This is a genomic window from Micromonospora sp. NPDC007271 (assembly GCF_040634005.1).
In the GTDB taxonomy this organism is placed as follows: Bacteria; Actinomycetota; Actinomycetes; order Mycobacteriales; family Micromonosporaceae; genus Micromonospora.
Genome location: NZ_JBEYER010000034.1, coordinates 49,162 through 64,263 on the forward strand (window position 1 = coordinate 49,162; position 15,102 = coordinate 64,263).

The following is a 15,102-nucleotide window of genomic DNA, read 5'->3' on the forward strand; positions in this document are numbered from 1 at the left end:
CGGGATCGGCGGTGGGACCGGGCCATTGTCACTCGCGCCGACGTCGATCGGCCATGATGAGGGCCACCCAACCCGGCATGCGGGAGCGGGAATAACTCAAACCCCCTCCGTGGGCCGCCCCTCGTAGCGGACTCCGTCCAGGTACGGCCAGGCGTTCGCGACGCAGCCGTCCAACCCGTACGTCTGCTGCTGCATCACCGGGGCGGGCTCGCCCGGGCCCGGGCAGGCCTGGTGCAGCTCGCCGAACTCGTGCCCGACCTCGTGGTTGATCACGTACATCCGGTAGACGTCCAGCGGGGCGCCGTAGTCCGGTACCGCGTCCATCCAGCGCGCCAGGTTGATGATCACCTTGCCGGGCAGCCGGCAGGAGGTGTACCGCTGGGTGGTCAGGCCCCCGTCGGCGCACATCCGCTCGGAGGTGGCGGGCGTGGCCAGGTAGATGGTGAAGTCGGCGGCGGCCGCCTCGGTCACCCGCTGTACCCGCAGCTCACCGGAGGCGATCCAGCTCCGCGGGTCGCCGAGCACCGCGTCCACCGTGGCGGCGAACTCGTCCGCGTCCTGCCCGCTGTCCCGCTCGACCTCGATCCGATAGCGGTGCAGCGGTCCGCCGTACCCGCGTACCGGCGAGCGGCTGTCGGCGGTGGCGAAGCGCCCGGAGCCCTCGGTCGGGTATCCGCTGGGCTGAGCGTGGGCACCGGCGCCGACGCCGTGCGCCAGCGGGTCGCCGGCCGCCACCGGCGGCGGAGCGGCGGGCCGGTGGACCAGGTCGGCCAGGCCGAGCCCGGCGCCGACCGCCGCCAGCAGGCCGACCAGGAGCAGGACGGTACGCCGGCGACGGCGGCGCATCTGGCGCAGCCCGGGGCGGACCGGCGGGGCGGGGCCCGGGTGGGCCGGCGGGCGGTCGAAGTCGAGCCGCACCGGCCGACCTGCCCGGGCCGGCGGGCGACCGGGACCGACAGGCGGGTCGGAAGGGGACGACGACGTCATGCCACCAGCGTGCCATGCAATTCGGGCGATTAGCCGCTTTTACCGCTTCTTCCGCGAAATACTTCTCATCGCCACGATCAGGTCTTTCACTTCGAGGGGCCGGTGTACCTCCGCCCGTCGAGGTACGGCCACGGGTTCGGCCGGCAGCCGTCGAGGAAGAGGGTCTGCTGCTGCATCACCGGCGCCGGCTTCCCCCGCCCGGGGCAGCCCTCGTGGTGGTGCCCGAGCTGGTGACCGACCTCGTGGTTGATCACGTAGAGCCGGTACGTGTCCAGCGGCAGCCTCGCCGCGACCAGGTGCGGCACCGAGGTTCGCCACCGGTCCAGGTTGATCACCACCTTGCCCGGCACCCGGCAGGACGTGTACGGGATCCCGCCAATGCGGATGTCGATCCCGCCGCCCAGACACAACCGGCCGGCGGTGTCCCGGGTGGCCAGGTAGACGGTGAAGTCGTACCGGTCGCCGGAAGCGACCCGCTGCAACCGCAACTGCCCGCTGTCCACCCAGCTCCCCGGCCCGGCCAGCGCCCGCTGCACGGCGTCGCCGAATTCGTGGACGTCCTCACCGGAGCCTTCCTCCACCGCCACCCGGAAGCGGCGCAGCACCCCCGCCTCACCGAGCAGCTCGCCCCGCCGGTCGTCGTACCCGAAGCTGCCCCGACCGTGGGCCGGCACCGGGCCGGGCAGGCTCAACACCGGCGCGGGCGGGTCGGGGCTCGGCGGCGACGACGGGCTCGCCGCGGCGGACGACGCCGGCGGAGCGCTCGGCGGCGGCGGCGGGGCGCTCGGCGGCGGCTGGGTCACGGTGTCGTCGTCGGCCAGCACCTCGGCGAGGGCCGACGGTCGCTGCACCACCACCGGGACGGCGATCCCGCCGGCGAGCAGGAACGCGGACACCACGATCAGCGGACGCCAGCGGGGGCCGGGCGGACGACGGGTCGGGGCGGAGGCGGGCCGGCTCGCCTCCCGGGGCGCGTGGACGGAGACAGGCATCCGGCTCAGCCTGCCATGTCGCGGCCGAACTCGCTCTCCTCCATCCCGGCGAGCGCGCTCTCCGGCGGGCCCGTCGATCCGCCCTCGCGCGCCTCGGCGAGCAGTGCCAGCACCGCCCGCGCCACCGTACGCGGCACCTCCAGCTGGGCCACGTGACCCACGTCCAGCATCAGCAGACGGCTGTCCGGGATCACCCGGGCGGCCTGCGGCGCCACCCGGACGTCGACCAGCCGGTCCTGCCGTCCCCCCACCACCAGCGTGGGCGCGGGCACGGTCGCCGCCAGCCGCCACAGTGAACCCGAGCCCGGCAGGTACGACCGGAGGAAGCTGGAGACCAGCCCGCGGAAGGTCCGGACGTACGCGGCGGCGTAGTGGGCGGCCTCGTAGCGGACCCGGATCTCCTCGATCGCCTCCCGTCGACGCTGCTCGCTGATCCGGCTCAGGTCGGCGATGCACGCCTCCATCACCTGCTGGGCCATCACCTCCGGAGCGAGCTGCGCCAGCCGCCGGGCGGCCAGCCGCTCCCCTCGCGGGATCGCCAGCAGGGGCAGCATCCGCCCCTGCAACGAGCGGCGGAAGTCCAGGAACGGCAGCGCCGGCGAGACCAGGGTCAGCGTCCGCACCAGGTCCGGCCGCAGCGCCGCCACGCGTACCGAGATCGCCCCGCCGAGCGAGTTGCCGAACAGGTGCACCGGGCCCCGGTCGCTGTGCTCGATGAAGCGGACCACCCGGTCGGCGAAGGCGGGGACGGTGTACCGCCGGCCCGGCTCGCTGCGGCCGAAGCCGGGCAGGTCGATCGCCTGGCCGTCCAGCCGATCGGCGAGCAGGCCGGCCAGGTCCGTCCAGTTCTGCGAGGAGCCGCCGAGGCCGTGCACGTAGAGCGCCGGCTCGGCACCGGGCGCGGTGGCGGGGGTGTCCCGCACGTACGTCACCGTGCCGTCGAGGCGTACCTCCCGGCCGGGCCAGGGCGGTGGGAGATGGTGCGTGGGCAGGGCGTGTTCCGGCCAGAGTGCGGCGCGCTTCATGGACTCCAGTGTTCCCGCGCCACGGCCGACCGACACCGGCCTCGGCTCAGGCGAGCAGCGCCTCCAGCCGGCGGTTCACCGCGGCCAGGGTCGCCCGGACCACCGCCTGCCGGGGATCGCCGGCGACCAGGGCCGAGCCGGCCAGCTGCTCGACCCAGCCGTCGCACACCAGCAGCACCACCACGATCGCCACCTCACAGTTGCCGAACGGCACCACGGCGGTGTGCTCGACGAAGCACCGCCCCCGCTCCCCGGTCGGGGCCGTCCGGCCGAGCAGCTCGTCCACCGCCGCCGCGGCGGCCACCGCGCAGAGCCGCAACACGTACCCGTCGACCGCCGGCCCGGTGGAGTGGCCCTCCGCCGTCCGGTCCCCGGCGATCAGGCGTACCTCCACGGTGGCGTCGAGCCCGAAGGTGCTCACCAGCACGTGGTCGATCACCACCCGGGGCCCCAGCGCGCCGCCGGTGTCCAGCGGTCGCGAGGGCGCGGTCTCCGTCGTGGTCATCTGCCCGCCGGAGTACGAGGTGCCGACGGTGGCCGGGCTGCCGGTGGCCGTACCGGCAGCCGGGGCGGCGGCGAGGGACGACTCCTCCACGGCCGCCCGGCCCCGATGGATCGCGGCCTGCCGGCGGCGGCGCGGCGGCTCGCCGGCCGGCTCCGCCCCCTCGGGCGCCTCGGCGACCCGGCCGGTCCGCGTCTCGGGCGTGCCGAAGCGGCCCTCGCCGGCCCGGTTCTCGGCGGCCCGGTTCTCGGCGGCCCGGTTCTCGGCGACCCGGGCCGGGGCGGACCGGGCCGGGGCGGACCGGGCGGGGCCGGACCGATCCTCCGCCGTGCGCTGTGCCGACCGGCGACGGACCGGGGGCGGCGGAACCGCCGGGGTGCCGGGCAGGTTCTGCGGGGCGGCGGCCAGCCCCATCCGCTCCTGGAGCAGCCGGGCCACCACCCGGCTCACCTCGGCCGGGTCGGCGCCGTCGGCGAGGTCGAGCCGCAGGCTGTGCGCCCCGGCCGGGGTACGGCGCAGGGCGGCGTCCCGCACCCCGGGCACCTCGCGGACGGCGTCGAGAATGGCGTTGACGTCGAAGCCCTCGGGCCGCTCGCGCAGCGGCGCCGGCTCGTCGTCGCGGCGCAGGTGCGTGGCGATCCGGGCGAGTTCCGGGGTCTCGGCGGGACTTTCCACGGCCGGCGGCTCCGGCACCACGGGCACGTCCGGCTCGGCGGGGACGCGCTGCGGCAGCACCGCCGGCGCGGGCTCCGCGGGCCGGGTGTCGGCGACCGGCTCGGCCGGCGGCGGCTCGGGGGCAGCCCGGCGGGCCGCGTAGGGAGGTGGACTCGTCGGGTCGGACCCGGAGGCGCGGTCGAAGCCGGTCGCTCCGCCGGTGGCGGCGGGACCGGGAGGGGCCGGCGGTGGGCCGGGCGTCTCGGCGGCCTGGGCCCGCGGCCGGGACGGCCCGCCGTCGCGGTCCTCGCCCGGCCGGACGCCCATCGCCGGGTCGTACCCGGAAGACGCCGGGTCATATCGGGCGGGCCGGCCGTCAGCGGACGCCGCGTCCTGCCCGACGGGCTGGCCGCCGGCGGACGCCCGGTCGTACCCGGCGGGCCAACCACCGGCGGACACCGGTTCATACCCTGCCGGCTGGCCGGCGGATGCCTCGCGGGGGACGGGTGGGGCGCTGGTCGGCGAGTCGCTGAACGGGGTCACCGGCACGGGCGGCCCGGCCCAGGAGGGGCGTTCCGGGGTCTCCCGCGTCGCCGGCTCGTACGCCGGCTGGGCCTCGGCCCGGGGCGACTCGTACGACCGCGCCGGCTCCGGCGCCCATTCGGCGGCACGCTCCGCCCGGCTGCGGCGTCCGGCCGGCTCGTCCTCGCGCGCCCGCCGTCCCGCCGGCTCCTCCTCGCCGGCGCGGCGGCCGACGGACTCGTCCTCCTGGGCCCACCGGGGTGCCCAGCCACCGCCCCAGCTCGGGCGGTTCCAGCTCGGGCCGCTGTCCGGCTCCTCGGCCGGCGCCGGCCCGCGCTCGCCCGCCGGGCCGGCGCGCCGCTCCTCGGCCGACGCGGCGCGCGGCTCCTCGGCCGGCCCGCCGCGCTCCGCTGGCGGGCCCGCCTCCCGCTCGGCGACCGGCCCGGGCGGTGGCGGTGACATGGATCGGTCGCCCCAACCCTGGGAGAGCGATGGCGGCTGCGCGGGGGGCTCCGTCGGCGCTCGATCGGCCCATCCCTGGGAGAGCGACGGCGGTTCGGCCGGCGGCTCCGCCGGCACCCGGTCGCCCCAGCCGTGCGACAGCGACGGCGGTGGCTCGGCGGCGGCCCGCTCGGCGGTCGGGGCGTGGAAGCCGGGCGGCACCTCGAATCCGGAGGCGGCGGCGCCGACCGGCGGCACCTGGAGGGCCGGTGGCGCGGACGACGGGGCGGCGCCCTCCGCCCAGCGGCGGCCGGCCGGCGGGTCGTCCGACGCGTGCCGGCCCGGCCCGGCCTCCGCCTCGGCGGGGGGCTGCTCCATCGTCGGAGCCGGCCGCTGGGCCGGTACGACCAGCCGGCCGCCGTCGGTCTCGCGGCGCGGCTCGTCCAGTGGTGGGGCACTCACCGGGGCCGGACTGGGCCCGGGCGGCTCCTCCCCGGCATGCGGCACGCCGTTGACGTGCCGGCCGTTGACCCGGCCCGGCGGCTCCTCGGCGGGCAGCCCGGGCAGCGGGGCGGGCAGATCGCCGTGCCGCGGCGACGAGGAGGCCCAGCCGGTGGTCGTCTCGGGGCGGGGCCAGACGCCGGGGCCTTCCGCACTCCGGGCCCAGCCGGCCGCCGGGGGCGCCCACCCGCTGCCGGTCCGGGCCAGGTCGTCCTGCCGACCCGTCCCGTCGCCGTGGTCTCCCGGGGTGGGGGCTCCGGGTTGCCCTGATTCACTCACCGTGCGCTCCTTGGTCGCCCCCGCTGAGGCTACCGTGTGGTGGCAGTGGCGATAAGTTACAGCGGCGGGCCAATTCCGCGACGGGTTCACAAACCCGGACCGGTTCGGGTGATAAGTGCCGGCTCGTACGATCAAACTCGGAGGTTCCCATGACCGCTGTGGGGAACGGTGCACAGACCGCTGGCCGGCCCACCCGCATGCCCCGCTCAGCACGGCGTAAGCAACTGCTCGCGGCCGCCCAGGAGGTGTTCGTCGCCCAGGGCTACCACGCCGCCGCGATGGACGACATCGCCGAGCGGGCGGGAGTCTCCAAGCCCGTGCTCTACCAGCACTTCCCCGGCAAGATGGAGCTCTACCTGGCGCTGCTGGACACGCACTGCGACGCCATCGTGGCGAAGGTGCACGACGCGATGAGCGGCACCAGCGACAACAAGGAGCGGGTCAGCGCGTCGGTGCGCGCGTACTTCGACTTCGTCGACCACGAGAGCGAGGCGTTCCGGCTGGTCTTCGAGTCAGACCTGCGCAACGACCCGGCCGTGCGGCAGCGGGTGGAGCGGGTCGAGCAGGGCTGCATCGCCGCGATCACCGACACCATCATCTCGGACACCGGGGTGAGCCGGCCCCACGCCGAACTGCTCGCCTCCGGCCTGGTCGGCGCGGCCGAGACGGCCGCCCAGTTCTGGCTGGCCGGCGGCCGGCAGGTGCCCAAGGCGGAGGCCGAGGCGCTCGTCGCCGCCCTGTCCTGGCGGGGCATCGCCAGCTTCCCGTTGCAAGGCGAGTCAGCCTGAACATCGACCCCGCAGATCGGATAGCCTTCTCACGGTGGCACTTTCGCCCCAGTTGAGGAGGCACAGTGGAGGTCAAGATCGGCGTGCAGTACGCGCCGCGTGAGCTGGTCCTGGAGAGCGGGCAGTCGCCGGCCGAGGTCGAGCGGATCGTGACCGATGCCATCGCCAAGGGCGAGGGGACCCTGTCCCTGACCGACGAGAAGGGCCGGCGCGTCGTCGTACCGGTGACCAAGGTCGCGTACGTCGAGATCGCGGAGGCCGCACCCCGCGCGGTCGGGTTCACCGTTCGCTGACTTCCACCGGGCCGCCGTGGTCGACGCCACGGCGGCCGGTGTCAGCTTTGTTCAGCCCGGCGGTCATCCGCTTGTTCAGCCCGGCGGTCATCCGGGCGGTGTGTGCGCCGGTGAGCCGCCGGACCAGCCCCGGCACGTCCACCCCGTCCCGCGCGCGACCAGCACGATGAGCGCGCCCCCAGCCGGCCGCCACGACCCGCCCGCCCCGGCCGAGCGCCTCCCCGACGAGCCGCCGGGCCCCACGTCGAGAGCCGTGGCCACCCGAGGGTCGGCCTCGATGGCCGCCCGCAGCGCGGCGGCGGCAGGCTCCGCGTACCGGGCGTCGAGGATCGACTGCTGGCCGGCACAGCGGCGATCTCCGGCCCCCCGGCCGCCCTGCTGATCTATGGCCTGGATCACACGGAATAGCCCTGGATGGCAATCCAGCAGCGGAATCACGACGACCCGGGGGCGGTTCAGCTAGTATGGAACAGTTGCCGTGGGCACCGACCCGATCAACACCGGAGCATCAGCCGAGTTGATCATCGTTCCCCGGCGCGCGCGTGCGGCCCGGTCCGGCTCGGCGTACCGCCCCCGACCGTGTGGCCCGCGCCATACCGATCGCGCCCTGAGGAGATGAGGGGCGCACCACGAGAGGGCACCCCCAAATCCATATGAGCGAGCAGATTCAAGGCCAGGAACTGGCCCCCACCGCTCCGGTTCGTCCGGAAGCTCCCACTTTCGCCGAGCTCGGCGCCCGCCAGGAGACCGTCGAGGCGCTGGCCGCCGCCGGCATCACCCGCGCGTTCGCCATCCAGGAGTACGCGCTGCCGATCGCGCTGCGCGGCGTCGACCTGATCGGCCAGGCGCCGACCGGCACCGGCAAGACCCTCGGCTTCGGCATCCCGCTGCTGGAGCGGGTGTTCGCCCCGTCCGAGGGCAGCGACGGCGTGCCGCAGGCGCTGGTCGTCGTACCCACCCGCGAGCTGGGCATCCAGGTCGCCAGGGACCTCGACGCCGCCGGCCGCACCCGGGGAGTCCGGGTGCTGCCGATCTACGGCGGCGTGGCCTACGAGCCCCAGATCGAGGCGCTGCGCAAGGGCGTCGAGATCCTGGTCGGCACCCCGGGCCGGCTGCTTGACCTGGCCAAGCAGAAGCACCTGCGGCTCGACCGGGTGCACGCACTGGTGCTCGACGAGGCCGACCGGATGCTCGACCTGGGCTTCCTCGACGACGTCGAGAAGATCCTGGCGATGCTGCCGGAGGACCGGCAGACCATGCTCTTCTCGGCCACCATGCCGGACCCGATCGTCGCCCTGTCCCGCCGCTTCCTGCGCCGGCCGGTGACGATCCACGCCGGGCACACCGCCGAGACCGGCCCGTCGCCGCAGACCCAGCAACTGGCCTACCGCACCCACTCGATGAACAAGGTCGAGATCGTCGCCCGCATCCTCCAGGCCGAGGGCCGAGGCCTGACCATGATCTTCACCCGCACCAAGCGGGCCGCCGACCGGGTCGCCGAGGACCTGGACTTCCGCGGCTTCGCGGTGGCCGCCGTGCACGGCGACCTGGGCCAGGGCGCCCGGGAGCGGGCGCTGCGGGCGTTCCGCGCCGGCAAGATCGACACGCTGGTCGCCACCGACGTGGCCGCTCGGGGCATCGACGTCACCGGCGTCACCCACGTCATCAACTACGACTGCCCCGAGGACCAGGACACCTACACCCACCGGATCGGTCGTACCGGCCGGGCCGGGGCGACCGGGGTCGCGGTGACCTTCGTCGACTGGGACGACATGCCGCGCTGGCGGATCATCGACAAGACCCTCGGGCTCGACATGCCCGAGCCGCCGGAGACGTACCACACCTCCGCACACCTCTACACCGACCTGGACATCTCCCGCGAGGTCACCGGCACCCTGCCGACCGCCGAGCGCACCCGCGCCGGGCTGTCGGCGGAGGTCGAGGAGGACCTGGGCGGGGGCCGCTCGCGGCGCGGCGAGCGGGGCACGCGGCGGGGCCGGGAGCGCAGCCCGGGCCGCGGCGGCGAGGCTGGCGCGACGCCCGAGGGCGACACCACCGAGGCGACCGCCGAGGAGGGCACCCGCAGCCCGCGCCGCCGGCGACGCCGCCGGGCCGGCGAGGTGGTCGCCGGCGAGCCGACCGCGGTGATCTCCGCCGAGGTCGGTGCCGAGCCGGCCGCCGCCGAGGGCGCGGCGGCACCCAGGCCGCGCCGCCGCCGGCGCCGCCGCGGTGGCGGTGGTTCGGGCGCGGGTACGCCGGCCGAGGCGACCGCCGACTGACAGCGACGGGCGACGGCCCTCGGACCGGGACCGGTCCGAGGGCCGTCGCTTGTCGTGATCCCCGCACCCGGGAGTGTCCCGGGCCCGCTGACACCGCACCACCGCGCACCCGCCCGATGCAGCCGACGCGAGGAAGATGAGGTCATGCCGGAACCGCTCGACGCCGCCCTCACCGAGGTACGGGCGCTGCTGCTCGACCCCGCCCTGACCCGGGCGGTCGCCGCCGGCCGGCGGCGCGGCCAGCGCCCCTCGGTGGTTCGCGCCGAGCTGCGCCCGGTCACCCTCAAGGCCGGCCCCCGGCTGCAGATCTCCACCTCCGACGGTGCCCGGCTGTACACCCGGAACGTGGCACCGGGCACGGCGGCCGACGCGGCGGTCGACGCGCTGCTCGCCGAGCCGTTCGGCAACTGGCACGTGGAGACCGCCGACACGACGCTCCAGCTGCGGGTGACCAAGTCGGGCGAGGCGCAGGTGCACCGGGCGGCGGCCAGCCGCCCGGCACCCGAGGCGGGCGGCCACGACCGGGCCAAGGACTACCTGCTCGACCCCGGTGACCCGATCTTCGCGCAGATCGGCGGCTCGGCGGCGAAGCGCCGCCAGGTGGACGCGTTCCTGCGCGCGCTGGCGGCCACCCTGCCCGACGACCTGACCGGGCCGCTGCGGGTGGTCGACCTGGGCTGCGGCAACGCGTACCTGACCTTCGCCGCGTACCGGTACCTGGCCCAGCGCGGCCTGGAGGTGGAACTGGTCGGGGTGGATGTCCGCGAGGACCAGCGCCGGCGCAACACCGAGCTGGCCGAGCGGCTGGGCTGGGCCGGCCGGGTCCGGTTCGTCGCCGGCACCATCGCCGACGCGGTGGTCGAGCCGGCTCCCGACCTGGTGCTGGCGCTGCACGCCTGCGACACGGCCACCGACGAGGCGCTGGCCAGGGCGGTCCGGTGGGAGGCCCGCTGGCTGCTCGCCGCGCCCTGCTGCCACCACGACGTGGCGGCCCAGCTGCGCAGCCGGCCGGCCCCGGAACCGTACGGGCTGCTCACCCGGCAGGGCATCCTGCGCGAGCGGTTCGCGGACGTGCTGACCGACGCGCTGCGCGCCGGCCTGCTCCGGCTGCACGGGTACCGCGCCGAGGTGGTGGAGTTCGTCGACTCCCGGCACACCCCGCGCAATCTGCTCATCCGGGCCCGGTGGACGGGGAACGCGCCCGCGGAGGGCCAGCGGGCGGAGTACCGGGCGCTGGTCGACCAGTGGGGCGTCACGCCCCGGCTGGCGGCGTTGCTGTCCGAGCCGTCGGCCTGACGACGGCGCTCGGGTCTGCCGGATCCCGTCGACCCGTCGGCCCGCGGGCCGGCGGTCGCCACCGGCCGCCAGGAGAGGTGTTCCGCCCACCGGCCTTCCGGCCAATCAGTCAGTTGTTTCCGCCGGGTGCCGTACTACCCTCTTAGGCGCACCGTCCGGTGCTCCAGCGGAGAGGAACAGCCCCAGGCGGATGGGTTCGGCAGAGGTTTCGCCGCAGATGGCCTTCGCGCGCTTCGTGCGGCGCGCCATCGACGACGCCCGCGAGGAGCGCGGCTGGACGGTGACCGACCTGGCCGCGCACACCGGCGTGGGCCGGTCCACGGTGTTCCGCTGGCTGGCCGGCGACTGGCAGGACTACCCCGAGCTGGCCAAGGTGCGCGGCTTCTGTGCCGCGCTCGACCTGCCGGTGGCGGCCGCCTTCCGCGCGCTCGGCCTGCCCGACACCGGCCTGCTCCCCCGCCGCCGCGCCGAGGACACCCCGGTGGAGGCGGACGTCCGGGTGATCCTGGAGCGGCTCGCCGATCCGAGCGTCCCCGCCGAGGAGAAGCACCACATCCGGGACCTGCTCCGCTACCTGGCCCGCCGGCCGATCCGCCGGGCCGGCTGACGGCTGGGTCACCGACCGACGCAGGTGCAGGTTCAGGCCACCGTCACGGTGAACTCGGCGGTACGCACCACCCCGGCCACCTGGAAGTCCAGGAACATCCGGTAGCGCCCGGGGCCCGGCGGGGTCATCCAGAACGTCACGCTGCCCGGCTCGGCCTGCGGCCCGGGGTGTACGTGCAGGTAGCCGAGGTCCCCCTCGCGCAGCGCGACCAGGTGGCCGTACGCGCCGAGGTAGGGCTCCAGCGCCGCGGGGGCGTCACCACCGGCGCGGATCGTGAAGCGCACCGGCAGCGTCTCGCCCGCCTTCGGCGTGCCCTCGTAGCCGACCGTGAACCCGTCGACCGGGGTCGAGGTGGCCGGCGCCGGCAACGGTCGGGGCGCGTACCCGCCGGGCACGGCCAGGTCGACGCCGAGCGTGACGGCGGTCTGCCGGCCGTCGTCGGCGACCGCGGTGAAGTCGGCGTACGCCCGCCAGACCCCGCCCTCGGGCAGGGTGAGCGGCACCGACCAGGTGCCGTCGGCCGCCATCGTCGGGTGCAGGTGCTGGTAGCCGGTGAGGTCGCGGCGCACCACGATGAGGTGCATCGGCTTCTCGTGCACGACGGCGAAGCGGGTGACCGGCCGGCGCTGCTCGTCCCGGATCTGGAACCGCAGCGTGCCGGCCCGGCCGGCCGGAAACTCCACGGCCGACGGGGCGATCGTGTAACCGCCCGCGCTGATCGACAGGCCGGCGGCGTCCGCCCCGCCGGCTGGCATGCTGGTGGACCCGTCGTGGGAGTGGGCGCCGGTGCCCGGCGGGTGGGTGTGCGTCGCGGTCTCCGGGACGGTGCCGGGCACGGTGGTCGGCGGCGGGTTCAGCCGGCCGAGGCCGAAGCCGAGCAGCACGGCGAGCACCAGCCCGCCCACCACCAGGGCGAGCCGGAGGGTGTTCCGGTCCACCCCGGTCGGCTCCCGGCGCGCGGCACCGGCGCCGGCCCCCGGCACGTCGGCCGATCCTTGCGGGTCGGCCGGTGCTTGCGGGTCGGCCGCGACCACGGCCGCCGGATCGGGATCGGCGGTCGGCGACACGCTGGTGGCCGGCGACTCAGGCAACGCCGGCGACCAGCTCGTAGCCCGCCTCGTCGACGGCGGCCCGGACGGCTTCGACCGGCAGCGGCTCGGTGCTGGTGACCGTGGCCGTCCCGGCGGCCAGGTCGACCCGGACCTCGTCGACGCCGGGCAGGGCGGACAGCTCCTCGGTGACCGCCCGTACGCAGTGCTCGCAGGTCATCCCGGTGACGGCGTACGTCTGGGTGACGGGTCGCTGCTCGGTCATGAGCCCACCGTACCGCCGACGGTGGTGTCGGCGCGCCGACGGCCGATGACGGTGGCGGCGCTCGCACTCCGGCCCGCCCGGGAACTTTCCCCCGGCCGGGACCGACGGTTCACCCGGCGACGGCGAGGGCCAACGGGAGCACGTCCGGGGCGCCGGCGCGGCGCAGCAGCCGGGCCACCATCGTCAGGGTCCAGCCCGAGTCGACCAGGTCGTCGACGAGCAGCACCGGACCGTCCAGCCCGGCGAGGGCGGCGGCCAGCTCGTCCGGTACGGCGAATGCCTCGTGCAGCGCGCGTACCCGTTGGGCGCTGTTGCCGCGCGGCCCGGCGGCCCCGGCTGGTCCGGCCTGGACGACCCGGCCGAGCAGCGGCAGGCGGCCCACGGTGGCGATCCGCTCGGCGAGCGAGCCGACCAGCGCCGGCCGGGTGCGGGAGGCGACCGCGACCACGCCCACGGGGCGGCGCGGCCACGGGTCGTCACCGTGCGCCCACGCCTTCAGCACCTCGACCACCGCCGCCGCGACGTCGTCCGGGATCGGGGCGTCCGCCGCGTCCGGGCCGACCAGGCCGCGCAGCCGCCCGCCCCAGCCCAGGTCGGACAGGCGCCCCACAGCCCGCCCGGGCAGCGCCTGCTCGGCCGGCGGGATGCGCCCCTTGAGGGGTACGCCCACCGCCTCCAGGCCGGTCGGCCAGAGCTTCTTGGGCGCGAGCTCCACCCCGGGGCGGCCGAGGAAGGTCTGCGCGGCAGTGAGCGCGGCGGCGGAGACCTCGGCGGTGAACAGCGGCTCGGCGCAGTTGTCGCAGCGGCCACAGTCCGCCGACCCGGCGTCGTCCAGGCACTCGCGCAGGTAGCGCATCCGGCAGCCGGACGTGCTCGCGTACTCGCGCATGGCCTGCTGCTCGGCGGTGCGCGCCTGGGCGACGCGGCGCAACCGGGCCTCGTCGTAGACCCATGGCTCGCCGGTGGCGAGCCAGCCGCCGCGTACCCGGCGCACCGCGCCGTCCACGTCGAGCACCTTGAGCATCAGCTCCAGCCGGGCCCGGCGCAGGTCGACGAGCGGTTCGAGGGCCTGGGTGGAGATCGGCCGGTCGGTGTGCAGGGCGGCGAGCACCGCCCGGACCTGTTCCTCGGGCGGGAAGGCGAGCGAGGCGAAGTACCGCCAGATCGCCGCGTCCTCGACGCCGGGCAGCAGCAGCACCTCGGCGTGCTCGACGGCCCGGCCGGCCCGGCCGACCTGCTGGTAGTAGGCGATCGGCGAGGGCGGCGCGCCCAGGTGCACCACGAAGCCGAGGTCGGGCTTGTCGAAGCCCATGCCGAGGGCGCTGGTGGCGACGAGCGCCTTGATCTTGTTGTCGAGCAGGTCCTGCTCGGCGGCGCGGCGGTCGGCGTCCTCGGCCTGCCCGGTGTACGCGGCCACCTGCCAGCCCCGCGCCCGCAGGAACTCCGCGGTCTCGCCGGCCGCCGCGACGGTCAGCGTGTAGATGATCCCGGAGCCGGGCAGCCGGTCCAGGTGGTCGGCGAGCCAGGCCAGCCGGTGGGCCGGGCTCGGCAGATCGAGTACGCCCAGCCGCAGCGACTCCCGGTCGAGGGTCCCGCGCAGCACCAGTGCGTCACCGAGTTGCTCGGCGACGTCCTGGGTGACCCGGGCGTTGGCGGTGGCGGTGGTGGCGAGCACCGGGGTCCGCTCGGGCAGCTCGGCGAGGAACGTACGCAGCCGGCGGTAGTCCGGCCGGAAGTCGTGCCCCCAGTCGGAGACGCAGTGGGCCTCGTCCACCACCAGCAGCCCGGTGGTGGCGGCCAGCTTCGGCAGCACCCCGTCGCGGAAGTCCGGATTGTTGAGGCGTTCCGGGCTGATCAGCAGCACGTCCACCGCCCCGGCCTGGATCTCGGCGGTGATCTCGTCCCACTCGTCGAGGTTGGCCGAGTTGATGGTCCGGGCCCGAATGCCGGCACGGGCGGCCGACTCGACCTGGTTGCGCATCAACGCCAGCAGCGGCGAGACGATCACGGTCGGACCGGCTGCCTCGCCTCCCACATCGGCGGCGGGCCCGGCGGCGCCGGCTTGGCGGAGCAGCGCGGTGGCCACGAAGTAGACGGCCGACTTGCCCCAGCCGGTGCGCTGCACGCAGAGCACCCGCCGCCGGTCCACCACCAGCGCCTCGATGGCCCGCCACTGGTCCTCGCGGAGCCGGGCGTGCTCACCCGCCAGCCGCCGCAGCACCGCCTCGGCCTGCTCTCGTACCGCCGCCCGATCCTGGCTCATCCGGCATTTCTACCAGCACCCGCCGACCGGCCGAACACTCCCGGAACCCGAGCCCGATTCACTCCGACGGCGGCGGGAGGAAGACCAGCAGATCGCGGAGCACCTCGGCCGAGCTGGGCGGAAGCAGGCAACGGACGGAGAGTTCCTCCACTGAACCGAACGGCCCCCGCAACCACCGGTCGGTCACGACCCGGCGAGCCTGCTCCTGGCTCAGCCCGGGGAGTCCGGAGATCACCTGCTCGGGTACGGCGTTGATGTCGATCAGACCGCCGTCGTCGTAGGCGCGCGGTAGATCGGGCCGCCCGATGCGGAGCTCCCGGCGAGCCGCCGGGTAGTGGTAGAGCAGCTGCCGGGCTTCC

13 protein-coding genes are annotated in these 15,102 nt (G+C 75.8%); 5 read left to right on the plus strand and 8 right to left on the minus strand.

Features of this window, described 5'->3' with window-relative positions; genetic code table 11:
• Positions 1–96: 96 nt before the first annotated feature.
• The 4 genes from ABZ570_RS14940 to ABZ570_RS14955 all read right to left on the minus strand — a co-directional run bounded on the left by ABZ570_RS14940 (position 97) and on the right by ABZ570_RS14955 (position 5,903).
• On the minus strand, positions 97–846 hold the full coding sequence (locus tag ABZ570_RS14940) for a DUF3152 domain-containing protein (RefSeq protein ID WP_358062560.1): 750 nt from the start codon (positions 844–846) through the stop codon (positions 97–99).
• A gap of 227 nt (positions 847–1,073) precedes the next feature.
• Positions 1,074–1,979, minus strand: coding sequence for a DUF3152 domain-containing protein (locus ABZ570_RS14945; protein WP_358062521.1), 906 nt, complete (start codon positions 1,977–1,979; stop codon positions 1,074–1,076).
• A gap of 5 nt (positions 1,980–1,984) precedes the next feature.
• Entirely contained in the window at positions 1,985–3,004 is a 1,020-nt protein-coding gene (locus tag ABZ570_RS14950; RefSeq protein WP_358062524.1) for an alpha/beta hydrolase, read from the minus strand.
• 46 nt (positions 3,005–3,050) lie between these two features.
• The gene (locus tag ABZ570_RS14955; protein ID WP_358062527.1) at positions 3,051–5,903 is read right to left on the minus strand and encodes a hypothetical protein; all 2,853 of its coding nucleotides are present in this window, start codon (positions 5,901–5,903) and stop codon (positions 3,051–3,053) included.
• A gap of 149 nt (positions 5,904–6,052) precedes the next feature.
• Here ABZ570_RS14955 and ABZ570_RS14960 point away from each other — a divergent pair, with 149 nt between their 5' ends.
• The 5 genes from ABZ570_RS14960 to ABZ570_RS14980 all read left to right on the plus strand — a co-directional run bounded on the left by ABZ570_RS14960 (position 6,053) and on the right by ABZ570_RS14980 (position 11,166).
• Positions 6,053–6,691 (plus strand): TetR/AcrR family transcriptional regulator, encoded by a 639-nt coding sequence (locus ABZ570_RS14960; RefSeq protein WP_358062530.1) that lies wholly within the window; start codon positions 6,053–6,055, stop codon positions 6,689–6,691.
• A gap of 65 nt (positions 6,692–6,756) precedes the next feature.
• Positions 6,757–6,984: a DUF3107 domain-containing protein gene (locus tag ABZ570_RS14965; protein WP_089005166.1), complete on the plus strand. Its 228-nt coding sequence runs from the start codon at positions 6,757–6,759 to the stop codon at positions 6,982–6,984.
• 653 nt (positions 6,985–7,637) lie between these two features.
• Positions 7,638–9,263, plus strand: coding sequence for a DEAD/DEAH box helicase (locus ABZ570_RS14970; protein WP_358062533.1), 1,626 nt, complete (start codon positions 7,638–7,640; stop codon positions 9,261–9,263).
• A 144-nt stretch (positions 9,264–9,407) separates the two neighbouring features.
• On the plus strand, positions 9,408–10,559 hold the full coding sequence (locus tag ABZ570_RS14975) for an SAM-dependent methyltransferase (RefSeq protein ID WP_358062536.1): 1,152 nt from the start codon (positions 9,408–9,410) through the stop codon (positions 10,557–10,559).
• A 190-nt stretch (positions 10,560–10,749) separates the two neighbouring features.
• On the plus strand, positions 10,750–11,166 hold the full coding sequence (locus tag ABZ570_RS14980; protein ID WP_358062539.1) for a helix-turn-helix domain-containing protein: 417 nt from the start codon (positions 10,750–10,752) through the stop codon (positions 11,164–11,166).
• Positions 11,167–11,198: 32 nt separating this feature from the next.
• Here the strand turns inward: ABZ570_RS14980 and ABZ570_RS14985 are convergent, their stop codons facing one another.
• The 4 genes from ABZ570_RS14985 to ABZ570_RS15000 form a co-directional block, all read right to left on the minus strand.
• The gene (locus tag ABZ570_RS14985) at positions 11,199–12,257 is read right to left on the minus strand and encodes a hypothetical protein (RefSeq protein ID WP_358062542.1); all 1,059 of its coding nucleotides are present in this window, start codon (positions 12,255–12,257) and stop codon (positions 11,199–11,201) included.
• Positions 12,250–12,480, minus strand: coding sequence for a heavy metal-associated domain-containing protein (locus ABZ570_RS14990; protein ID WP_358062545.1), 231 nt, complete (start codon positions 12,478–12,480; stop codon positions 12,250–12,252). Before ABZ570_RS14990 ends, ABZ570_RS14985 begins: the two co-directional genes overlap by 8 nt.
• Positions 12,481–12,589: 109 nt before the next feature.
• Positions 12,590–14,743, minus strand: a complete 2,154-nt coding sequence (locus ABZ570_RS14995; protein ID WP_358062548.1) for a DEAD/DEAH box helicase — start codon at positions 14,741–14,743, stop codon at positions 12,590–12,592.
• A gap of 58 nt (positions 14,744–14,801) precedes the next feature.
• On the minus strand, positions 14,802–15,102 hold a 301-nt coding region (locus tag ABZ570_RS15000; protein ID WP_358062551.1), incomplete at its 5' end, for a helix-hairpin-helix domain-containing protein.